Below are 22,471 nucleotides of genomic sequence, written 5' to 3'. Positions count from 1 at the left end.
TTTTGAAGAACCCCATTCGAAAAATTGAACAGCTTATATGATAAAATAATGATAGAGTGAGAGTTTTTTTAAGGAGGAAAAATATGACCGTACGTTTATTGATAGGCCGGTCCGGAAGCGGCAAAACGGAATACTGCCTAAATGAAATCCGCGATGAACTGCGGCTTAACCCGGATGGAGATCCAATCATTTATTTAGTTCCGGAACAAATGACGTTCCTTTCAGAATATAAATTAATTACCACGCCCGGCCTTGGCGGAATGATACGCAGCCAGGTATATTCTTTCACGCGCCTTGCCTGGAGAATTCTTCAGGAAACAGGAGGCATGAGCAGATATCATCTTAACAGTGGTGGCATCAGCATGCTTATCCGCAAGATCATCGAAGATAAAAAGGATGAGCTGAAGCTTTTTCAGAGGGCTGCCGATAAAAATGGTTTTATTCAGCAAATTGAACAAATGATGACTGAATTCAAACGTTATTGTGTAGCACCCGATGAACTGGCTGAAAGGCAGCAGCAGCTCTCAGGAACAGGAAAATCGAACAAGGCACTTCAGGACAAGCTTCATGACCTTGAGTTAATCTATAAAAATTTTGAAGAATCCCTTGCAGGCAAATATACTGATTCAGAAGACTACTTCCGCCTTCTTGCTGAAAAGGCCTCCCATTCAGAGTATCTAAAAAATGCCGAGGTTTATATAGATGGCTTTTACAGCTTTACACCACAGGAATATTCGATTGTTGAACAGCTGATGAAGCAGTGTAAAAACGTCACTATTACACTGACACTTGACAAGCAGTTTAAACATAGTGCAACTGAAGAACTTCATTTATTCAGAATGGCCGGAGAAAACTATCAGACAATCAAAGAAATGGCTTCCCGCAACAGATTGGGTATTGAAGAAATGGTCATTACTGAGCAAAAAAGGTGGTGCAGCCCTTCTCTTAGGCACCTTGAGGCACATTTTGACAGCAGGCCTGCTGAGGCATTTCTGGGGGAAGCAGACATTCACATCGGACAGGCTGTCAACAGGAGGGCTGAAATCGAGGGCGTTGCCAGAAAAATAAATAAGCTTGTTCGCACAGATGGCTATCGCTATCGTGATATTGCAGTACTTGCAAGAAACGGACAGGATTATCATGACATGATTGAAACAGTGTTCCATGACTATGAAATCCCATTTTTTATTGACCAAAAAAGAACTATGCTGAATCATCCGCTTGTGGAGTTAATTAGGTCAACTCTTGAAATCATCAATGGGAATTGGCGGTATGAACCGATCTTCAGAGCAGTAAAAACGGAACTGATTTTTCCGTCCAAATTAAACGCCGGCAAGCTTCGTGAGCAAATGGACAGACTTGAGAACTATGTTCTTGCCTATGGAATTCAAGGGGACAAATGGACGAAGAAGAAAAGATGGATATACAGGAGAATCAGGGGGCTGGAGTTTGAAGCGGTTGCCCAGACAGATTCCGAGAAGAGAATAGAAGATGAGTTAAGTGATTTGCGCGAAATGATTACAGGCCCAATATTAAGGCTGCACAGGCGCTTAAAAAAAGCTGCTGATGGCCGCGGATATTGTGAAGCTTTATTTTTATACCTGGAAGAATTGGATGTGCCTGTGAAGATTGAAAAGTGGAAATCAGCTGAAGAGGAAAAAGGGAACCTTGTTAAATCAAGGGAGCATGGACAAGCATGGAATGCCATTATGGAGCTTCTCGATCAGTATGTAGAAATGCTTGGTGAAGAAGAAGTGACGCTAAAGCGCTTTGCTTCCGTTCTGGATGCCGGTCTGGAGTCGCTTCGATTTACACTTGTTCCGCCTGCCATCGATCAGGTCATGGCGGCCGATTTGGAAAGGTCAAGGCTAACTGATATTAAAGCTGCCTTTGTCATTGGTCTGAATGAAGGAGTAATACCTGCCAAATTCTCAGAGGACGGTGTGCTGGCGGATGATGACAGAGAAATTCTGAACACAAACGGAATGAAACTGGCGCCAGGAAGCCGTACACGACTTCTTGATGAAGAATTTATAGCCTATAAAGCGTTTGTTACTCCATCAGAAAAACTTTTTATCAGTTACCCGCTGGCAAATGAAGAAGGTAAAGCACTTATGCCTTCTCCTTATATTAAGAGATTGGGAGATTTATTCCCTGATTGCAGGCAGCATTCCTTCATGTCGGATCCGGCAGAATTGCCGGAAACGGAGCAGCTGGAATATGCGGATAATCTAAATACTGCACTTTCGTATTTGACTTCACAGCTTCAGCTGAAAAAACGCAGCTATCCAATTTATGACCTGTGGTGGGATGTTTATAACTGCTATCTTAACAATGAGCATTGGAGAAGGCCGGCATTAAAGGTTCTTTCCAGCCTGAATTATGAAAACCGGACACTTCAGCTTGGCGCAGACATCAGTAAAGAATTGTATGGTGATCATATTCAGGCGAGTGTTTCCAGGATGGAATTATTCCATAGCTGTCCATTTTCCCATTTTGCACAGCATGGACTAAGGCTGCGGGAAAGACAGGTATACCGCTTAGAAGCTCCGGATATCGGGGAATTATTCCATGCAGCTTTAAAATTTATCGCAGAAACAGTTATGACCCAGAAGCTTTCATGGACAGATATGACAAGGGAACAGTGTGAAATCCTTGCAAAAGAAGCAGTTGAAATGCTTGCTCCTAAACTGCAAAATGAAATTCTTTTAAGCTCGAACAGACATCACTATATTAAGAGAAAGCTTGAGCAAATCATCAGCAGGGCTTCCTATGTTATCAGTGAGCATGCCAAATCAAGCGGATTCTCGCCAGTGGGGCTGGAATTGGGGTTTGGACCAAAAGGAGAACTCCCTTCGCTTGTTTTTCCTCTTAAAAATGGGACTAAAATGGAGCTTGTCGGAAGAATTGACAGAGTAGACAAGGCTCAGGATACAAACGGGACATTTTTACGGGTAATTGACTATAAATCCAGCTCCAAGGATTTGAATGTCAGTGAGGTATATTATGGGATTGCTCTGCAGATGCTCACGTATCTGGACATCATTATTGCCCATTCCAATTCTTTGATCGGGACTGAAGCCGATCCGGCAGGAGTCCTTTATTTCCATGTCCATAATCCAATCGTCAGCACTTCAAAAATGCTGACATTAGAGGATATCGAGCAGGAACTCTATAAGAAATTTAAAATGAATGGCCTGCTGCTGGGAGATGAAAATGTCATCAGGTTAATGGACCAGACAATTGAGACAGGCGATTCATCCATTATCTCAGCCGGATTTAAAAAAGACGGGACACTTTCAAAGCGATCAAAAGTGGCAAGCAAGCAGGAGTTTGATTATTTGCGCCGCTACGTAAGAAAGATGTATAGGAATACTGGCAATATGATTACAGAGGGCGATGTTAAAATTGCCCCATATAAAATGAAGGAAAAAACACCATGTACATTTTGTGCCTATAAATCTGTATGCCAATTTGACGAATCGCTCGAAACCAATGATTACAGGTTATTTGTGCCTAAGCCAAAAGAAGACATGATTGAAATCATCAAGAAGGAGGTGGAGGGCGATGAAAATGGCCATACCGCCTAAGCCGGAAGATGCAACCTGGACTGATGACCAGTGGAAAGCAATTATGGCCAAGGGACAGGATATTCTGGTGGCTGCTGCAGCCGGTTCAGGGAAAACGGCTGTTTTGGTTGAAAGGATTATCAATAAGATTATCGCTGATGAAGATCCTATTAATGTCGATGAACTCCTTGTTGTGACCTTCACAAATGCCTCAGCTGCCGAAATGAGGCACAGAATCGGCGAGGCGCTTGAAAAAGCGATTAATGCCGATCCGAAGTCTGCTCACCTCAGAAAGCAGGTAAGCTTATTAAACAGGGCATCCATCTCGACTTTGCATTCATTTTGCTTAGAGATGATCCGTAAATATTACTACATGACCGATATTGATCCCGGATTTCGAATCGCTGATGAAACAGAAGCACAGCTCTTAAGGGATGAAGTACTCGAGGAGCTTTTTGAAGAGGAATACGGTAAAGAGGGAAACGAATCATTCTTTGCACTTGTGGATACTTTTACAAATGACAGAAGTGACACTGCCCTTCAGGATATAATAAGGGACTTATACGATTTTGCCCGCTCCAACCCTTCACCTGATCAATATCTTGATTCAATTGTTGAGATGTATAACGTGGACGGTGTTGAAAGTCTTGAAAAGCTTCCATTTGTCCGTTCCCTTTTGGAGGATATAGATCTTCAGCTGAAAGGGGCCAGGCAGCTGCTGGAATATGGGCTGGAGCTGACCAAGCTTCCTGGAGGACCGGCTCCGAGAGCAGAAAACTTTATCGCAGATCTGCACGTTGTCAATACTCTAATCGAAGCGAAAAACGATTCGTGGCCGATGCTATATGAAGCGATGCAATCATGGTCTTTTGGCAGAGCCAAAACGTGTAAAGGCAATGATTATGATGAAGGGCTGGTTGAAAAGGCAAAGAAACTCAGGGACCAGGCCAAGAAAATCATAACCGGCCTGCAGGAAGAACTGTTTTTCCGCAAACAGGAAAGCTTCATGCGTGACATGGCGGAAATGAAGCCCCATATAGAATCGCTTGTTTCGTTAGTTAAAGAATTCTCAATTCGCTTTGACCAGGTTAAAACTGAAAAAGGGCTGGTTGACTTTGCCGATCTTGAGCATTATTGCCTTGAAATTCTTTCATCATCAGATGAAGAGGGAAGGCTATTGCCATCAGAAGCAGCTCTTGCCTGCAGAAATCAGTTCAAAGAAGTCCTGGTTGATGAGTATCAGGATACCAACATGGTGCAGGAAGCTATTTTGCAGCTGGTAACAGCAGATTCAGAAGAAAACGGGAATCTTTTCATGGTAGGCGATGTAAAGCAGTCGATCTACCGTTTCCGCCTTGCAGAGCCTAATCTGTTTTTGAGTAAGTACACCCGGTTCGGACGGGACGGAGAAGAGACAGGCCTTAGAATTGATCTGGCGCGAAATTTCAGAAGCCGTAAAGAAGTCCTCCACGGGACCAACTATATTTTTAAGCAAATTATGGGGACATCTGTTGGTGAAATTGAGTATGATCAGGCAGCTGAGCTTATTAAAGGAGCACCTTATTCAGAGAGTCAGGAACACCCTGTGGAAATAGCCATTATTGATCTTGAAGGAAATGAAAAAAACGAACCTGAGCCTGAATCAATGGATGAGGGTTTTGACAGCGAAGAGTTAGCCCAGTCACAGCTCGAAGCCAGATTTATGGCGTCGAAAATAAAAGAAATCATTGGGAATCGGAAAGAAGTTTACAACACAAAGACCGAATCCGGGCGGCCTGCCAAGTACAGGGATATTGTCATCCTGCTTCGTTCCATGACATGGGCTCCGCAAATAATGGAGGAGTTCAAACAGCAGGGAATCCCTGTTTATGCCAATCTCTCCAGCGGCTATTTTGAAGCAACGGAAGTAGCGATTATGATGTCACTTCTAAAAGTGATTGATAATCCGTATCAGGATATTCCGCTGGCATCAGTTCTAAGATCTCCTATTTTGGGGCTGACAGAAGAAGAGCTTGCACAAATCAGAATCCATAATAAAAGAGGGTCTTTCTATGAAGCATTGACTTCTTTTTGCCGGAATGACCCAACCCTGGAAACAGAAGAATTATATGAGAAAGTGCGGCCGTTTTTTGACCAGCTTAAAGATTGGCGTGTGATGGCCCGCCAGGGTTCGCTTTCCGAACTGATTTGGCATCTGTATAGAGAAACCAGATTTTATGATTTCGTCGGCGGCATGCCGGGCGGAAAGCAGAGGCAGGCAAACCTTCGCGCATTGTACGATAGAGCAAGACAGTATGAAGCAACATCATTCAGAGGATTATTCCGCTTCTTAAGGTTTATTGAACGAATGCGGGACAGAGGCGATGATCTTGGCGCTGCCCGTGCTTTGGGTGAGCAGGAAGATGTTGTCCGTCTTATGACGATCCACAGCAGCAAAGGGCTGGAATTTCCTTTCGTTTTCATTGCAGGGCTTGCCCGCAATTTTAATACGATGGATCTGAAAAAGCCATACTTGCTTGATAAGGAATTTGGATTCGCTGCAAAATATGTAAATGCCGAGAAGAGAATTTCTTACCCCTCTTTGCCGCAGATTGCTTTTAAACGAAAAAAGAAAATGGAAATGCTTGCTGAAGAAATGCGGGTCCTATATGTTGCTTTAACAAGGGCGAAGGAAAAGCTTTTCCTGGTATCGTCCGTCAAAAGTGCAGATAAAAAATTAAATCAGTGGCTGCAGGCATCGGAGCATAAAGAGTGGCTCCTGAATGAGTATGACAGGGCTTCTGCAAACAGTTACCTGGACTGGATTGGTCCATCGCTTGTCAGACATAGAGATTGTGAGGCATTGAGAGGAGAAGGGCCGGTTCATCCTCTCGTTCCTGCAGAAATACTTGAACACCCTTCCTGCTGGAATATAACCATAATCAAAAGCGAAGAAGCTGCAGTTCTTTCAGAAGAAGCCAATGAGGGCGAAACGGATTTGCTGCAATTGGTTTATGAAGGAAAACCTGTTCCGGCTGAATCGGCTTATAAGGATAAAGTTGAGGAACAGCTTTCCTGGAAATATTCCTTTAAGCAGGCTGCTCAAGCTAGATCTAAACAATCCGTTTCGGAAGTGAAGCGGCAGCGGGAGATTTTTTCTGAAGAAGACAGCGGAACTGAATTAATCCGTAAAATCAATAAACCCCTGCTTGGCAGGCCTCGATTCATGCAAGAAAAATCTCTTTCTCCAGCTGAACGGGGTACTGCTATGCATGCTGTCATGCAGCATATTGATTTCAGCAGGCCTGCAACTGTGGAAACAATATCTTCCAAAATGGCAGAGATGCTTCAAAACGAATTGCTGACAGAAGAGCAGCATGCCAGCATTGAACCACAGCTGATTGTACAGTTTTTCGAAACCAAACTGGGACAAAGAATCGTTCAGGCTAAATCGGTACGAAGAGAAATCCCATTCAGTCTATCTTTTCCAGCCCGGGAAATCTATTCAGATTGGAAGGGAGAAGATGAAACGGTTCTCATCCAGGGGATTGTGGACTGTGTAATTGAAGATGAGCAGGGCCTGGTGCTTCTGGATTATAAAACGGATGGAATCAGCGGCCGGTTTAAGGGAGGCTTTGCTGAAGCCAAACCCGTTCTCGAAAACAGGTACAAAGTTCAAATTGATATGTACACCAGAGCATTGGAACAAATATTAAAGAGAGAAGTCAATGAAAGATACCTATTCTTCTTTGACGGGGCTCATACACTTAAGTTATAGGGAAAGCCGGCAAGAGAACTTGCCGGTTTTTTGTGCGTTACTAGGAATGGTATTGCGCGTAATAGCCGAAAAGCCGCGCACAACCAGTGAATTCCCGCGCGCAAAGGAAACATCACCGCGCGCACCAGCTGAAAAAGCTTGCACAACCAGAGAAATCCCGCACGCAAACGAAACATCACCGCGCGCAAAAAGGAGAAATCCGCTCAGACCCAGACGAAGCGCGCGCACCAGCTGAAAAAGTTTGCACAACCAGAGAAATCCCGCACGCAAACGAAACATCACCGCGCGCAAAAAGGAGAGGTCCGCGCAGACCCAGGCGAAGCGCGCGCACCAGCTGAAAAAGCGCGCACAACCAGAGAGAGCCCGCGCGCAAAGGAAACATCACCGCGCGCAAAAACGAGAATATACGATTTACTGCCGCCCCAATATAAAGGGTAATTTAAATATAAAGGAGGCTTGCAATGGGAAAAAGGCAAATAGAGGCGGGAACCTGCGAATTATGCCTGCGGGAGGATATTGATATAACAGTCCATCATTTAACGCCGAAAGAAATGGGAGGCACCTTCCTGTCCACCGCGAAATTATGCATACCCTGCCATAAGCAGATTCACGCTTTATATACGAATGCAGAGCTAGCTGTAAGGCTGAATTCAATAGAGTTATTGCAGCAGGATGATAAAATCCGAAAATATTTGAAATGGATCAGGAAGCAGCCTTTAACCAAGTTAACGAAAGCCAAAAAGTCCAATGACAGGAAATCAAAAGGACGATAACAAATGTGCTATCGTCCTGAATTTCTGATAATGGATTAGTTATTGCCGACATTTGGCTGATCAACCAGACTGGTATCCAGTACATTGCTGGCACTCAGGCCATTGTTTGTAATGACTAAGCCGCCCGTATTTGCGGCACCCTGTCCGGTCGTTGATTTTGAATTGCTTTTTGGAGAGATATAAAGGGAGTCCCCAAATTGCACAATCCCCCCGCCGACATTGATGATTTGTACCGGTCCGATTATAGCTGGCATGTAAAACATCCTTTATGAAAAATTTTCATCCTTAAGAAGCGCCGTTTTAGGATAAACCTGACGGATATGCTTGACCCGGGCTTCCATTGAAATATTTCCGCTGTTGCCGATATGAACGACAGATGATGAGGAAACCCCGATAATATCAATGTTTTGAACCCTAATGATCGGATTGAGCTGTGTTGTCTGCATGGTTATGTCTTCTTCAATTGGGATTAAAGGAATGGGTTCACTGAATACGGGATAGACTGAAAAATTCCCTTCCTTTGCGTTGAAATATTCAGCTTCACGCTGATCGGCAATTGCTCTGGAGAATCCTTTAATAAAACAGGAGTCCCCAATTTCGAATACAGAAGAAAAGGCGATGGTGTCAATATTGATTCTGTCAACGGATGAAGTTCTTTGCAGCATAGCAGCTTACTCCGGTGTCAGAGGCACAAACGGCCCAATCAGAAGTGATTCTGGTGGTGTATCAAAGGTGGCTGCCAGCTGGATCGTTTGCGTATCTCCCACCATTAAAACAGATGAACTGGATACACCGAGCACTCTTATGCTGCCAACACACAAATCTCTGTTATATACCTGATAATTCATTCGTTATTCATCCCTTTCATATTCTCCGGCAAATGCGAGATAAAGGCATGGACTCCATTGTAAATTTCCTTTTTAATAAGCTCAATAATTTCTGCGTTATCATTTTCCTGCCCTGATCGATTTGAAGCCTGCTGCTGTTTAATATAGAAGTCAATCCTGTTAGGCAGCTGCTTTTTGATATCCTCTTTGATAAATGCAATATAGGAATCATCCACACTGACATTTAACTTCTTCTGTACAGAAGCTGTAATGTCAGGAAGTTCCCGTTCTAAATATTGATAGATGGCATCTTCAATTTCCATTGTTCTCTTCATTTGATTCTTAGGCGAAATAGGTGCTTTGATGTTTTTGTTATCTACGGCAAAATCTTCAATGTTTTGCAGCTCAGAAGGATTTAAGCCAATATTTAAAGTTCCTTCAAGAGACTCTACCTTAAGCTGGTCGAATTTATATTCAATCCGATCGACCTGCATCGGCGGACGGTTTTTCAGAACTTCAGTCTCTTCCTGAAGTTTTTTGACCGCTGCTTCCAGGCTGCGTATTCGTTTTTCCTGTGCCTCCACAAAAGCATGCAATTGCTGAAGATAGGTATTTAATTGCTGATTCAAGCGCACCACCTCGCTTTATTAAAAATGAACTTAACGTTTCTGCGCTCCAGTCAAAGGGACAGAAGGTGCCAGCAAAACACTCCCCCCTGCTGGCCCCGCCGGCGTTGGCAATTCCGCTTCAGGTGCAGGCTCAGTAAAGCCGCCAGTGTTATACAAATAAGACGCTGGCTTTATTATGCCTGCACTTCCAATCTGCATGACGGAAGAGTTTGAAATCCCGCCTATCTTAATAAAATTAATATGAATGGATTGCTGTATATAAAAATTCATAAGATCACCCGTTTAAGCATTGAAATAATTGCCCTGATCCACGCCATCACAATCATAAGTGTTTGTTGTGCTCCGGTGATTGTAGACATTCAGGCCATCCCCTGTGTTAAACGATCCAGCGCCTGAAAAGGTCTTAGCGTTAGAAACAGGCATGATTTTATAGACATCCCCAATGTTGAAGACAGAACTGCTTCCGATTGATATGACCTGTGCGACTCCGACAATAGCTGGCATACATAACACCCTTTAAAATGATTTCTTGTATATCGTATGTGCCTGCTAGCTGATTGTGATTAATTAGCCCAAATATCTGAAATGCGTTTAATAAGAAGGCTTGCAAATGTTATATAACAGACAAAATTCAGGTGAAACTGTCATATTTTTTATGATAATATAGAAAGTATAGAATTCACTAAATTTTCAGTGAGGTGGCCATAAGATGAATGTCCCATTAATAGTAACGCAGTTTTTAGATCGTGCTGTGTCTCTTTACGGTTCAAAGAAAGCCATTTTTGCAGATGATCGAGTTTTTACATATGAGGAATTGAATACGAGAGTTAATCAGCTCTCCCATGGCTTAAAGGCTTCAGGGATTGAAAAAGGGGACAGGGTGGCTTTTCTTGCACCAAATTCCGTCGAAATGCTGGAGGGCTTTTATGGCATTTTTCAGCTGGGAGGAATTATCGTCCCTCTAAATATACGGCTGAAGCCGGAAGATTATCTGTATATATTAAATCACAGTGAATCCAAAATTCTATTTGTAGACCAGGATCTTTATCACCTTATACTTCCCGTGAAAGATCAGCTGAAAACTGTGAAAAAAATCTTCGTGCATTATAAAGAGGAAGAGACTGAAGAGAGTGATTATGATTCATGGCTCAGCAGCCAGGACAGCAGTCCATATCAGAGGGAAGTCCTCGATGAAAATGATGTGTGCAGCCTTCTATATACCAGCGGTACAACAGGCAATCCAAAAGGTGTCATGCTGACCCATCGCAACAATTACCTGCATGCATTGTCAACTATGCATCATTTAAGGGTCAGTGATCAGGATGTATTGCTTCATGTCCTCCCGATGTTCCATGTGAATGGATGGGGCTCTCCTTTTTATTACACGGCAAATGGAGCTTCTCAGGTGTGTATAAGAAAAGCGACTCCGGAAAGGATTTTTGATGAAGTGCAAAAACATAAAGTATCCGTCATGCATATGGCTCCTACAGTCCTGAATTCGCTGATGCAGCATTATGAACAATTTGTTCCGGCTGTTGAACAAGATGTCAGAGTTGTTATAGCTGGTTCCGCCCCACCGCCAGCTTTTGTAACAAGAGTAGAAAAGGAGCTTGGATGGGAGTTCATACAGGTATATGGAATGACTGAATCATCTCCATTAAGCACTGTATCGACGATTCGATCTCATCTTAAAGAACTTCCACTTGCTCAGCAGTACCGGATGAAAGCAAAGGCAGGACACCAGATGATAGGCTGTGAAGTCAGGGTAATTAATGAACAGGGTGAAGAAGTGGCCCATAATGGCCTGGAAATCGGTGAAGTCGTTGTCCGCAGCAACGGAGTGATGAAAGGCTATTGGAAAAATGAAGAGGCAACAATGGAAGCTATTCGAGGCGGCTGGCTTCATACCGGTGATATGGCAAATGTAGATGAATACGGAAATATCGATATCGTAGACCGTAAAAAGGATATCATTATCAGCGGCGGTGAAAACATCTCATCCATCGAAATTGAAGGGGCTTTATACGAGCATCCTGCAATACTGGAAGCAGCCGTTATAGCTGTACCTCATGAAAAGTGGGGGGAAACGCCGCACGCGTTCATCGTGCTGCGAAACGGGAAAACACTGACTGAGCAGGAAATTATCAGTTTTACCAGGGAGAAACTTGCCCACTTTAAAGCTGTAACGGGAGTGACTTTTGTCGAAGAGCTGCCGAAAACAGCTTCGGGGAAAATCCAAAAAATCCATCTTCGGAATGATTACTGGGAGTTGAAAGGGAAAACAGGCCGTTTTGTTAATTAACTGAAAGCCGGGACTACAGCATTTGCTGGGGTCCTTTTTTTCAAAAAGAATGATGATAGCTGTCTAGCACAAGCAGCCTGCCCCCTTAGTCTCTCGTTCCTTCGTGGGCAAGGAGCTTCCGCATTTCTTTTCTGGACAATTAGAATTCTGCTCTCTATCATTAAGGTTAGATTTTCTTTCCAAAGAAGGAGGCGTTTTATGGACAGGCAAGTCAGTCCGGTGCTGGAGAAGGATCGGATCATTTCGCTGGATATTATGAGGGGATTTGCCATCCTCGGGATCTTTTTGGTTAATATGCTTTCTTTCCATTCGCCATATCTATACATTGATCCTTTTGAATGGTGGGACAGCCCGGCAGATAAAGCAGCCTATGCTTTTATTGATATCTTTGTGCAGGCCAGCTTTTATCCATTATTTTCCATGCTGTTCGGTTACGGATTAGTCATTCTGAGGGAGAGTGCACTGGCTAAAGGCCTTGGATTTGGAGTAATGGCTGCAAGGAGATTTTCCCTTCTGCTGCTGTTAGGCATCATTCACGCTTTTCTCATATGGCATGGGGATATTCTAATTAATTATGCAATCTTTGGCTTTATGTTTTTACTGTTTGTAAAGATGTCCGGAAGAAATATGCTTTTGACCGGAATATTGCTTTACATCATTCCCAATCTGTTATTTTCCCTTTTGTTTTTTGCAACTGTTCTGTTTGTTCCTGCTGATGAGCTATCAATCTATGACCCTCAAGCGGCATTAGCTTCTTTACAGGTCTATCAAAATGGAAGCTTTACTGAGGTTACCGTACAGCGGGCAGAGGACTGGTCAGGAGTTAATAATCTTGCTTCACTGCCTATCATGATTGCCTCTATTTTTCCTTTATTTTTAATAGGAGGAGGAGCTGCCAAGCTGAAATGGCTGGAGGAACCGGAAAAAAATCGTGCATTCCTCACGAAAATAATGCTGGTCTCTTTGGCTGCAGGGGTATTGTTTAAATTGCTGCCATACATGATGGAAAGCAATCTGGGACTGGATTACGTGCAGGATATATTTGGAGGCCCGCTGCTGGCTATTGCTTATGGTTTAGGGATAGCAGTGATGATAAAAAATGGTCAAGGTCCCGGATTTCTGCTGCCGCTCTCATATGTTGGGAAACTTTCGCTCTCAAATTATCTTTTCCAGTCTATTATCTCGACTTTTATTTTTTATAGTTATGGATTAGGTTTCTATGGAAAGGTATCTGTTTTTTGGGGGACACTTCTGGTTATTTTCATTTTCGCTTTTCAGGTAATAATCAGCCGCTTCTGGGCTGCCCGCTATTATTATGGACCGATTGAATGGCTTTGGAGGAGCTTCACCTATTTGAAAATCCCTAGTTGGAAGAGAAAGGGTTAATATTTGGGTTCACTTATAAATAGTCCAAAAATCTGAAAATTTATATTATACTAAAAAAGTGAAAAATAAAATGAGGTGATGGGAATGAAGTTTGTTACTTTTAAGGATGGCAGCGGAAGTGTGGCAGGTTTATTGGACGGAACCGGCACAAAGGTTGTTCCGCTAAATGCAGCTTTAGTAAAAATGGAAGGCAAAAGTGATTTGCCAGCGGCTTTGAAGGAATGTATTGCCTTAGGAGATAAGTTCATTGAGAAGGTACATAGATTAAAAGATTGGCTAAGCAGCAATCCCGGCAGGGAAGAACTCTTCCGGCCGCTCGCTTCTGTTGCATTGGAGGCCCCGATTCCCCGTCCCGATAAGAATATCTTTTGTGTAGGCAAGAATTATGCCGAGCATGCAATTGAGATGGGAAGCAAAGAAGACATTCCTGAGCATATAATGGTATTTACGAAATCGCCAACAACGGTAATAGGCCATAATGAAACGGTATTAAATCATCATAATGTTACAGCAGAGCTGGATTATGAAGGAGAGCTTGCCGTTGTAATCGGAAAAAAAGGACGGGCTATCCCCAAAGAAGAAGCATTGGATCACATCTTTGGCTATACCATTATTAATGATGTGACAGCAAGGGATCTGCAGTCACGCCATAAGCAATTTTTTATCGGAAAAAGCCTGGATGCCACATGCCCGATGGGTCCATGGATCGTCCATTCATCTGCAATTGAAAACCCGAATCAGCTTGATATTCAAACAAAGGTAAACGGAGAATTGAGACAAAGTTCAAATACTGAGAACTTTATCTTCCCAATCGAAGAAATCATCTCGGTCCTGTCAAAAGGCATGACCCTTGAGCCGGGAGATATTATTGCTACTGGAACTCCCGCAGGTGTAGGCAAAGGCTTCAAGCCTCCACGCTTTCTTCAGCCGGGAGATAAAGTGGAAATTACAGTTGAAAAAATAGGAACTCTAACAAATTGTATAGAAAAATAAACAGGTGGCCTGTGTACAAAATCACAGGCCATTACGTATTAATTTATATTTTCAGAGTGTCCATGAAAAATATCACATATTGCCTTAAATAGTTCACAAAGTTGTTCTTAAATGATCTTAGCAGCACCATAATTTTAGGATTTTCTATGCCAATATGGTATGATGGTATCGAATTTTACTATAGGAGGCACTGGAATGATACATGCCCATATAACAACTTGGTTTTTGGCACTAGTTTTATTTATTATTGCCCTTATGATGCATAAAAGCGGCAAGCAAAAAGGTTTAAAAGTCGTTCACATGATCTTGAGACTGTTCTATTTGCTGATTATTGGAACAGGGGTTTGGATTTTAAGCAGCCTTAACAGCATTGACCTTCTTTATGTGCTGAAGTCCCTGGTAGGCATTTGGGTAATAGCTATGTTTGAAATGATTATTATCCGAACTGTTAAAGGGAAAAAGACATCTATTTTATGGGGGCAGTTTGTTGTTGCTTTAATTTTGGTTTTATATTTAGGCTTTGTTAAATTGCCATTAACATTTATGACGTAAATAAAGATATTTTTTGAGAAAGCTGCCAAAAAGGCAGCTTTTTCTAATTTTGTCATGTCATGACTTCACTAAATATGGTAATTTAAAAATATAACTAACTCTATGATAAAAAATTAGAAATGGGAGTCTCTGCTGTATAAGGAGCGTTCCTTTAGCGGGTAACTGGCATTTTTCTAATGATCTTACTGTGATGGTGGGTTTTTATGGCAAAGACGATTTCATGTTTATATAAGAATACCAGCCAGCTGAATAGATTTATAGACTTGAACGAATTAGATGAATATCCTAATTTGCTGGTGCAGGTTTTTACAGGAAACCCTGAAAGTCTAAATATCGCGAAACTTCAAAAAGAACTGGCAGACAAGCTTCCATTTGCACAAATAGCAGGCTGTTCGACTTCTGGTGAAATTCATGAAGGCCGGATTACGGAAAAACAAACAGTGATCTGCTTTACTGTCTTTGAAAAAACAGAATTAAAATCTTTCCTGTTTAACAGGACTGATTTTAAGAATAGTTATGAAATGGGCAAGACCTTAGCACGGGAACTTGCTATCTTCAATACAGAAGCTGTAATTATTTTCCCTGCTGGATTTGATGTAGATTCCACAGCCTTGCTGGAGGGGATTAATGAAACCCATCCAGATATAGTGATTTCAGGGGGCCTTGCGGGAGATAATGGCTTATTTCAGGAGGGCTTAGCTTTTACTCAAGATGGACTCACCAGCGATGGGCTTGCAGCAGTTGCGCTTCAAAGCGGCCATCTTTCAGTCCGTCCGTTTGCAAATTATCAGTGGCAGGAGATTGGAAAAAGCTTTACTGTTACAAAGGCCGAAGGATCTATCATCTATTCCTTAGATCATAAGAAGCCCTTAAATATTCTAAAGCACTATTTGGGTGAGGCTTTTATTAAGGATTTACCGGAATCAGGTACTGAATTCCCTTTCCTGTTAAAGTACCGCGGGGAAAAAGTTTCTGTTTTTATTATAAAACCACTCGAAAATGGTGCTATTAAAGTAAACAGGAAGGTTGAAGAAGGAGACACACTCACGTTTGCTTATGCTAATCTGGAAGACATCATTGAACGGTCTTTACAGGAATTAAAAGAGCTTGACCAGTTAGCTCCTGAAAGCATATTTATATACAATTGTATGGCACGAAAACAGTTTGCAAGAGATTTTACGGAAAAAGAACTGGAGATGTTCCAGGGGATAGCCCCGGCGAATGGGTTCTTTTCATACGGGGAAATTTCTTTCCGAAAAGGCAGAGTGCCGCAGATGGTCGGACATTCTCTTACATATCTTGCTCTATCAGAAAATGTTGCTGAATCAAAAAAGAATCAGCCAAAACTATATTCTTATGAAAAGACGGCCCAATTTAAAACGATTACTTCTTTGACTCATTTAATGCATGCTTCTCAGGATGATATTAATGCATTAAACAGCAGTCTGAAAATGTCTGAACAATATTATAAATCTCTATTTGATAATAATGCAGATTTTGTTTATTCAACCGATTTGAAGGGGAATTTCACAAGTATTAACCCTGCATTCGAGAAAACTTTTGGGTTCATGCAGGATGAAATAATCGGAAAAACAGCTCTTTCATATGTGCGTGATGCGGATGTGCCAAGGGTCAGAATGCACTTTTACCGGGCGTTAAGAGGGAAAGAGCAATATTATAACGTTTATATCAATACAAAATCTGGCGAAACCAATCTTTTTCAGCTCAAAAATATTCCGATTACTGTTAATGGGGAATGTGTAGGTATTTATGGAATTGGCAGAAATATTACAGAACAGAAAAAGATTGAAGAGAAGATAACAGAACTGGCTTTTTTTGACCGGGATACGGGGCTGCCAAACAGAATGAAGTTTACAGAACAATTGGAAATGCAATTAAAGAGAGCCAGAAAAAAACAGAAGAAAATTGCCGTTCTTTCTATTGATATCGACCGATTTAAAATCATAAATGATAGTCTGGGTCACTTTGCTGGGGATATGGTGTTAAAGGAAATTTCCGAAAGAATAGAAAGGGTTTTGCCATCGGGTTCTTATTTGGGAAGGTTCAGCGGTGATAAGTTTACTTTAGTATTATCAAGGGAAGCAACTATCGAGAAGGTTATGAATGTCTCCAAAAAGATATTAGATGAAATATCGCATCCTATATCTCAGTCGAATCAGGAGTTTATTGTCACTGCCAGCATTGGTGCGAGCCTGCATCCAGATGATGGGGCCGATGAGCATTTGCTGCTGAAAAATGCGGATATTGCCACAAATCGCTCCAAGCAGCAGGGAGGAAACAGGGTCACCTTTTTCTCAATGGAAATGAATCAGCAGGCAATGGTCAGACTTGAGCTTGAAAGCTACTTAAGAAAAGCTTTGCAGAAAAATGAATTCTTTCTATGCTATCAGCCCTTAATTGATCTTGAAACTGGCAATTTATACGGGAGCGAAGCCCTAATCCGCTGGAATCATCCAAAACTTGGACTTGTTTCACCCGGTGAATTTATTCCTCTTGCAGAAGAGACAGGTCTCATTAAGGATATCGGCGGCTGGGTATTGCGGTCGGCTTGTAAACAGAATAAACGTTGGCAAATGCTTGGCTATAAATCGCTTTCCATCTCTGTGAATGTATCGGCCTATCAATTCCAGCAGCCAGGATTTCTTCAAGAAGTTAAGATGGCATTGGAACTTTCCGGTATGGAGCCGCAATATTTAACATTGGAGCTGACGGAGAGCACGATGCTTAGAAATGTTGAGCACAGTATACAAGTCATGCAGTCGCTGCAGAATATAGGAGTCAAAGTATCAATTGATGATTTTGGCACAGGCTATTCTTCCCTAAGTTATTTAAAGGACCTTCCAATCAATACATTAAAGATCGATCGGTCTTTTATTAATAATCTGCGATTAAACACATCCGATGTTGCCATTGTAAAAGCCATCATCACCATGGGACACGGACTTGCTGTTAAAGTCGTGGCAGAAGGGGTGGAAACACAGGAGCAGATTGAGCTGTTAAAAGAATTGAAATGCCATTATGCACAAGGCTTCTATATTCATAAGCCGCTTATGACCAGTGAGTTTGAGGAAGGCTTATCTAAATATGCCCAAACGCACAGCTAGAATAAAGAAACAGCAGCACCGCCATTAAAGGCAGGCTGCTGTTTTTTTATGAAAAAAGTATAAGATTTTGAACGTCGAACTAGTGCAATCTGACTACCCCCTCGAGATCACAAGCTTGTGTTGTTTCGGCTCATAGGGACTCAGGGTCATAAGCCGTTTCCTTTCAGAAGGAAGAACACCTTCTGAAAGGAAACGGCTTATGCCTGAGGCCCGCAGGATGCAGGTCATGCAGACGTTGCCACAGGACAAGGAAAGCTACGGAAGCGATACTTCGCACGACCGAAAGCGTTAGCTTTTGGGAGGACGTGGCGTTCTTAGTCTGCTTTCCTTCGTGGTCAAGGCGCTTCCGCATTTCTTATGAAGAAATCTTTTCAATAACCATTCTTTTTCCGCTGTTTAAGGTAAATTCAAACCGATCACTCATTTTTTCATAATAGCAAAAATGGTGCTGCACATTGCAAATATGATCCTGATTATCAAAAACGATAAAATTCACACCGCTTTTTCTGTCTTTATCATTGAAAAATGCCAGCTGATTATAGCAATAAATACAGTCATAAACCGAAAATTGCATGGAATTTAAAGTGGTTACGAACTGGTAAAAGGCATCATCATTCATTTCCTCCAGTAATCTCTCGAGGGAGAAAACAAGATGTTTTCGGATGCGGATCGAGTCCTGATTCTTTAAGTGGAATATTTCATCATCAAAGGCCACTTTGCCATCCTCAAATAAAATGCCTTTCTTCCACCGTTTAAAGCGAAATATTTCCATTTCCTGATGGAGGAATTCATCCAATAATGATGCTTCATCTGTTTCATGGTCGAAAAAAACCCATTGTTCATTAATATACTCTACAGTGCCTTCTGTAAAAGCACGGGATTGATATTCAATAAGCTTTGTTCGCTGCTGTCTATTCATATAAAACCTCCATTAACTTCCTCAACTTCTTTTTAGACAGTTTTGGCGATTTTTATAACCGCTTGTATGTGGACAATTAACTTTTTTCTAGGCTGTGCATACAATAGCATCATGAAAAATGTGCCCATGCGATTCCGCTTTGAAAGGATGATGTAAAATGTGTGGAATTACCGGCTGGATTGATTTCCAAAAAGATATGAGAAAAGAAACGGCAGCAATTGGAAAAATGGCGGATACGCTGGCAAAGCGGGGTCCAGATGAAACAAACATATGGACAGATGTGCATGCTGGATTCGGCCATAAAAGGTTAATTGTTGTAGACCCGGCAGGCGGAAAACAGCCAATGACTAGGGAAAAACATCAAAACCGCTATACAATTTGCTATAATGGAGAGCTTTATAATACGGAGGATCTCCGTAAAGAACTCCTTATAAAAGGATATTCGTTTGATGGCCATTCTGACACTGAGGTTTTGCTGACTTCTTATATAGAATGGGGAGAAAATTGCCTTCAATTTTTGAATGGCATCTATGCTTTCGCTGTATGGGATGAGAAGAAAGAACAATTATTTATAGGCAGGGACCGTTTAGGGGTAAAACCTTTATTTTATAGAGAAACGAAGCAGGGCATTATATTCGGATCTGAATTGAAGGCTATTTTGGCCCATCCTGATGTTAAGGCTGAAATCGGCAGGGAAGGTCTGGCAGAAGTTTTTGGACTGGGGCCATCAAGATCCCCAGGGTCAGGAGTTTTCAGAGGCATTGATGAATTAAGGCCTGCACATGCGCTGACCTTTTCGAGAAATGGACTGAAGGTATGGCGTTATTGGAATGTAAAAAGTGCGCATCATGGGGATAATGTTGAGGAAACTGCTGAACGAGTGAGAGAATTATTTACGGATGCTGTAACAAGGCAGCTGGTCTCGGATGTCCCTTTATGCACGTTCCTTTCCGGCGGTGTGGATTCGAGTGCGATTACCGCTATTGCGGCAAAAGCTTACGAAAGAGATGGAAAGGGCCAATTGAACACTTATTCGATAGATTATGAGGGAAATGAAGAGTTTTTCAAGGCAAATGAGTTTCAGCCCAATTCGGATGGAGCATTTATCCGAAAAATGTCCCAGTCCTTTAATACGAGACATAACAGCTGTATAATCACCCAGCAGAAGCTGGCAGAGGATTTAATCGAATCCGTGCATGTAAGGGATCTTCCGGGCATGGCTGATGTCGATTCCTCCCTGCTATGGTTTTGCAGGGAAATAAAAAAGGATTTTGTTGTAAGCTTATCAGGTGAATGCGCGGATGAAATATTTGGCGGCTATCCATGGTTCCATAGAGAGGAAGACTTAAAGCGTAAGGGCTTCCCGTGGATGAGGTCGCTCGAAGCCAGACAGGGGCTATTGAAAGAAGATTGGAGGAAGAAATTAAATATCCATGACTATGCCATGGAAAAATATCTTCAGGCAATCTCTGAAACCCCTGCCTTAGACGGGGAAAGCAAGGAAGACGCAAGCAGGAGAGAACTTTTCTATATTAATATGATTTACTTTATGACGACCCTTTTGGACCGTAAGGACAGAATGAGCATGGGGGCGAGCCTTGAAGTCCGGGTGCCTTTTGCCGATCATCGATTGGTGGAATATGTATGGAATATTCCGTGGGAGATCAAAATGCATGGAAACCGCGAAAAAGGAATCCTGCGCAAAGCACTCGAAGGCATACTGCCGAATGAAGTCTTATACAGAAAGAAAAGCCCGTACCCCAAAACGCATAATCCGGAATATACGGGAGCAGTCCAAAAGATGCTCACTGGATACCTGGAAGACCGGTCATCCGCTCTGTATGAATTCTTTGATTACAGCCAGCTGAAGAATATAATAGAATCGGGCGGTGACTCATTCCAGGAACCATGGTTTGGGCAGCTTATGACTGGTCCTCAGCTGTTAGCACACCTTGCACAGATTCATATTTGGTTTAAAGACTATAATATAAATATTTTAGAATGAAAAAACAGCGGCAGTCTTAACTGCCGCTTTCATTATGGGGGTCATGCAGACGCTGCCGCAGGATAAGGAAAGCTGCCGCAGCGATACATCGCACACCCGAAAGCGGTAGCTTTTGGGAGGACGTGGCGTATTTAGTCTGCGTTCCTCAGTGAGCAAGGCGCTTCCGCTTTTCTTATTTAGACTGCTTTTGATGACACAAACGATTTGTTAACCCAGACTCTGGATCTCCAGCGCCATAACATGAGTAATCCTCTAAGCCATTCATCGGCAATAAAAGCGATCCAAATGCCGGCAAGTCCCAGTCCAAAATGAATTCCAAGAACATAGGAAAGGGTGACGCTTACACCCCACATGGACAGGATCCCCATATAAACGGGGAATTTTACATCGCCGGCTGCGCGGAGGGAGTTAATGACGACCAAATTAAACGATCTGCCGGGCTCCAGGAGTATGGTTAGAAGAATGAGAACACTGCCAATCTTTATGATGTCTGGATTAGAAGTGAATATGCCCATCAATTCTTCTGAGAATAAGGAGAAAATAACGGCTGTTCCGAACGAAATCATGATGGCAAGGCGCAGACTTTTCATGCACCTTTTATAGGCTGCCTCATAATCCTTTCCACCTACCATATGGCCTATCAAGATTTGAGTGCCCTGGCTGATGGCAACACTGAAAAGGAAAATGAACATCATAATATTTTGTGCATAAACTTTTGCAGTCAGAGCTTCTGTACCCAGAGCAGCGATGAAAATGGTAATGACCATCTGCGACCCATTATAGGATAAATGTTCACCTGCTGAAGGGATCCCAATTCTTAAAAGATTTTTGATATGTTTTTTTGGAAAGCGGAAAAGTAAGCGGAACGGAAGCGCTTTTTCTGTTCTTCTAAGCAGGACAGCGACAGCAGCAGCAAATCCGATCAATCTGCTGATGACAGTGGATATCGCCACTCCTTCTACACCCAATACAGGAAAGCCGAATGGGCCAAAAATGAATAAGTAATTGCCTATAACATTTAATATGTTCATGCCGATGGTAATGTACATAACATCTCTGGTAAACCCATAACTTCTGATGATGGCTCCAATTGTCATAATTAATGCCTGGACAAAGGATAAGCCGCCAACGATGACCAAATAGGCGTTTGCCTGGCTTAAAAGTTCCACCGGCAAATCCATCATCCGGAGCAGCGGTTTGCCAGATACATATAGAAGGATACTTAAGATGATTCCAAATACAAGGTTTGCCCCTAAGGAGACAATTGAAATTTCAGCAGCTGTTTTATTATTTTTTGCACCTAAATTTTGAGCAATAAGGATGGACGTCCCAGTTGCAACAAATCCAAACATGACGATCACGAGAGAAAGGATCTGATTTGCCACACCAACTGCAGCTACGGATTCATCCGAATATTGCGAGAGCATAAGCGTATCAGCATTCCCCATAAGCATGTGAAGCAATATTTCTATAAAGATCGGCCAGGTTAATGCAAATAATGTCAATTTTTTCTGGTTCTTAGTCATGGTTATTCTCCCTGTTTGTAAATAAATTTTCATGTAAATAGGAGGGGCCGACGACAATTAAAAACGAAAAAAGAAAAGCCTTAAGGTCTTGCCCTTAAGAACTTTCCT

18 protein-coding genes are annotated in these 22,471 nt (G+C 42.3%); 9 read left to right on the top strand and 9 right to left on the bottom strand.

The features are described 5' to 3' along the window. Positions 1-83: 83 nt before the first annotated feature. Both addB and addA read left to right on the top strand, forming a co-directional pair. Positions 84-3,590 (top strand): helicase-exonuclease AddAB subunit AddB, encoded by a 3,507-nt coding sequence (addB, locus tag NR125_RS13070; protein ID WP_256815458.1) that lies wholly within the window; start codon positions 84-86, stop codon positions 3,588-3,590. After that, entirely contained in the window at positions 3,568-7,326 is a 3,759-nt protein-coding gene (gene addA / locus NR125_RS13065) for a helicase-exonuclease AddAB subunit AddA (RefSeq protein ID WP_019381453.1), read from the top strand. Before addB ends, addA begins: the two co-directional genes overlap by 23 nt. Here the strand turns inward: addA and NR125_RS13060 are convergent. Then, positions 7,321-7,605, bottom strand: coding sequence for a hypothetical protein (locus NR125_RS13060; RefSeq protein ID WP_256815457.1), 285 nt, complete (start codon positions 7,603-7,605; stop codon positions 7,321-7,323). The two genes, addA and NR125_RS13060, sit on opposite strands and share 6 nt — an antisense overlap. A gap of 182 nt (positions 7,606-7,787) precedes the next feature. On the opposite strand from NR125_RS13060, the gene NR125_RS13055 reads away from it, so the two are divergent. Then, on the top strand, positions 7,788-8,099 hold the full coding sequence (locus NR125_RS13055; protein WP_256815456.1) for an HNH endonuclease: 312 nt from the start codon (positions 7,788-7,790) through the stop codon (positions 8,097-8,099). Between the two features lie 35 nt (positions 8,100-8,134). Here the strand turns inward: NR125_RS13055 and NR125_RS13050 are convergent, their stop codons facing one another. Genes NR125_RS13050 through NR125_RS13025 form a run of 6 tightly spaced genes read right to left on the bottom strand, consistent with a single transcriptional unit; the run spans position 8,135 to position 10,059 of the window. Further along, positions 8,135-8,353: a spore germination protein gene (locus NR125_RS13050; protein WP_009331287.1), complete on the bottom strand. Its 219-nt coding sequence runs from the start codon at positions 8,351-8,353 to the stop codon at positions 8,135-8,137. Positions 8,354-8,365: 12 nt separating this feature from the next. Continuing rightward, positions 8,366-8,764: a spore germination protein GerPE gene (locus NR125_RS13045; RefSeq protein ID WP_009331286.1), complete on the bottom strand. Its 399-nt coding sequence runs from the start codon at positions 8,762-8,764 to the stop codon at positions 8,366-8,368. A gap of 6 nt (positions 8,765-8,770) precedes the next feature. Then, positions 8,771-8,947 carry a germination protein GerPD gene (locus tag NR125_RS13040; RefSeq protein WP_009331284.1) on the bottom strand — a complete coding sequence of 59 codons (177 nt, stop codon included), beginning with the start codon at positions 8,945-8,947 and terminating at the stop codon, positions 8,771-8,773. Then, complete coding sequence (gerPC, locus tag NR125_RS13035) at positions 8,944-9,561, bottom strand: spore germination protein GerPC (protein WP_269721465.1); 618 nt, start codon at positions 9,559-9,561, stop codon at positions 8,944-8,946. The genes NR125_RS13040 and gerPC overlap by 4 nt, the downstream gene beginning before the upstream one ends. A gap of 24 nt (positions 9,562-9,585) precedes the next feature. Continuing rightward, positions 9,586-9,825: a spore germination protein GerPB gene (locus NR125_RS13030; protein ID WP_009331281.1), complete on the bottom strand. Its 240-nt coding sequence runs from the start codon at positions 9,823-9,825 to the stop codon at positions 9,586-9,588. 12 nt (positions 9,826-9,837) lie between these two features. After that, on the bottom strand, positions 9,838-10,059 hold the full coding sequence (locus NR125_RS13025) for a spore germination protein (RefSeq protein WP_009331280.1): 222 nt from the start codon (positions 10,057-10,059) through the stop codon (positions 9,838-9,840). Between the two features lie 205 nt (positions 10,060-10,264). Here NR125_RS13025 and NR125_RS13020 point away from each other — a divergent pair, with 205 nt between their 5' ends. From NR125_RS13020 to NR125_RS13000, 5 genes are all read left to right on the top strand, one after another. Next, complete coding sequence (locus NR125_RS13020; RefSeq protein ID WP_009331279.1) at positions 10,265-11,857, top strand: long-chain-fatty-acid--CoA ligase; 1,593 nt, start codon at positions 10,265-10,267, stop codon at positions 11,855-11,857. A gap of 198 nt (positions 11,858-12,055) precedes the next feature. Continuing rightward, complete coding sequence (locus NR125_RS13015) at positions 12,056-13,243, top strand: DUF418 domain-containing protein (RefSeq protein ID WP_192908342.1); 1,188 nt, start codon at positions 12,056-12,058, stop codon at positions 13,241-13,243. An 84-nt stretch (positions 13,244-13,327) separates the two neighbouring features. Beyond that, entirely contained in the window at positions 13,328-14,236 is a 909-nt protein-coding gene (locus NR125_RS13010; RefSeq protein ID WP_192908343.1) for a fumarylacetoacetate hydrolase family protein, read from the top strand. A 195-nt stretch (positions 14,237-14,431) separates the two neighbouring features. After that, positions 14,432-14,788, top strand: coding sequence for a YisL family protein (locus NR125_RS13005; RefSeq protein WP_009331275.1), 357 nt, complete (start codon positions 14,432-14,434; stop codon positions 14,786-14,788). A gap of 203 nt (positions 14,789-14,991) precedes the next feature. Beyond that, on the top strand, positions 14,992-17,913 hold the full coding sequence (locus tag NR125_RS13000) for a bifunctional diguanylate cyclase/phosphodiesterase (RefSeq protein WP_192908344.1): 2,922 nt from the start codon (positions 14,992-14,994) through the stop codon (positions 17,911-17,913). 355 nt (positions 17,914-18,268) lie between these two features. Here the strand turns inward: NR125_RS13000 and NR125_RS12995 are convergent, their stop codons facing one another. Next, on the bottom strand, positions 18,269-18,832 hold the full coding sequence (locus NR125_RS12995; RefSeq protein WP_009331273.1) for a DUF2777 domain-containing protein: 564 nt from the start codon (positions 18,830-18,832) through the stop codon (positions 18,269-18,271). A gap of 157 nt (positions 18,833-18,989) precedes the next feature. Between NR125_RS12995 and asnB the strand changes: the two genes are divergently transcribed. Further along, entirely contained in the window at positions 18,990-20,837 is a 1,848-nt protein-coding gene (asnB, locus tag NR125_RS12990) for an asparagine synthase (glutamine-hydrolyzing) (RefSeq protein ID WP_071157557.1), read from the top strand. 176 nt (positions 20,838-21,013) lie between these two features. Here the strand turns inward: asnB and NR125_RS12985 are convergent, their stop codons facing one another. Continuing rightward, positions 21,014-22,363 carry an MATE family efflux transporter gene (locus NR125_RS12985; RefSeq protein WP_009331271.1) on the bottom strand — a complete coding sequence of 450 codons (1,350 nt, stop codon included), beginning with the start codon at positions 22,361-22,363 and terminating at the stop codon, positions 21,014-21,016. Positions 22,364-22,471 lie beyond the last annotated feature (108 nt).

It is taken from the genome of Cytobacillus sp. Bac17, assembly GCF_024519925.1.
Lineage (GTDB): Bacteria > Bacillota > Bacilli > Bacillales > Cytobacillaceae > Cytobacillus > Cytobacillus pseudoceanisediminis.
This window is presented reverse-complemented; position numbering and strand designations above follow the sequence as displayed.

Bases quoted from the DNA above. Each gene is read 5' to 3' on its own strand.
- NR125_RS12995 (WP_009331273.1), bottom strand. From the start codon at position 18,832: ATGAATAGACAGCAGCGAACAAAGCTTATTGAATATCAATCCCGTGCT.
- NR125_RS13050 (WP_009331287.1), bottom strand. From the start codon at position 8,353: ATGCCAGCTATAATCGGACCGGTACAAATCATCAATGTCGGCGGGGGG.
- NR125_RS13025 (WP_009331280.1), bottom strand. From the start codon at position 10,059: ATGCCAGCTATTGTCGGAGTCGCACAGGTCATATCAATCGGAAGCAGT.
- NR125_RS13040 (WP_009331284.1), bottom strand. From the start codon at position 8,947: ATGAATTATCAGGTATATAACAGAGATTTGTGTGTTGGCAGCATAAGA.
- NR125_RS13015 (WP_192908342.1), top strand. From the start codon at position 12,056: ATGGACAGGCAAGTCAGTCCGGTGCTGGAGAAGGATCGGATCATTTCG.
- NR125_RS13010 (WP_192908343.1), top strand. From the start codon at position 13,328: ATGAAGTTTGTTACTTTTAAGGATGGCAGCGGAAGTGTGGCAGGTTTA.
- NR125_RS13055 (WP_256815456.1), top strand. From the start codon at position 7,788: ATGGGAAAAAGGCAAATAGAGGCGGGAACCTGCGAATTATGCCTGCGG.
- NR125_RS13000 (WP_192908344.1), top strand. From the start codon at position 14,992: ATGGCAAAGACGATTTCATGTTTATATAAGAATACCAGCCAGCTGAAT.
- addA (WP_019381453.1), top strand. From the start codon at position 3,568: ATGAAAATGGCCATACCGCCTAAGCCGGAAGATGCAACCTGGACTGAT.
- NR125_RS13030 (WP_009331281.1), bottom strand. From the start codon at position 9,825: ATGAATTTTTATATACAGCAATCCATTCATATTAATTTTATTAAGATA.
- NR125_RS13045 (WP_009331286.1), bottom strand. From the start codon at position 8,764: ATGCTGCAAAGAACTTCATCCGTTGACAGAATCAATATTGACACCATC.
- asnB (WP_071157557.1), top strand. From the start codon at position 18,990: ATGTGTGGAATTACCGGCTGGATTGATTTCCAAAAAGATATGAGAAAA.
- NR125_RS12985 (WP_009331271.1), bottom strand. From the start codon at position 22,363: ATGACTAAGAACCAGAAAAAATTGACATTATTTGCATTAACCTGGCCG.
- addB (WP_256815458.1), top strand. From the start codon at position 84: ATGACCGTACGTTTATTGATAGGCCGGTCCGGAAGCGGCAAAACGGAA.
- NR125_RS13020 (WP_009331279.1), top strand. From the start codon at position 10,265: ATGAATGTCCCATTAATAGTAACGCAGTTTTTAGATCGTGCTGTGTCT.
- NR125_RS13005 (WP_009331275.1), top strand. From the start codon at position 14,432: ATGATACATGCCCATATAACAACTTGGTTTTTGGCACTAGTTTTATTT.
- NR125_RS13060 (WP_256815457.1), bottom strand. From the start codon at position 7,605: ATGTTTCGTTTGCGTGCGGGATTTCTCTGGTTGTGCAAACTTTTTCAG.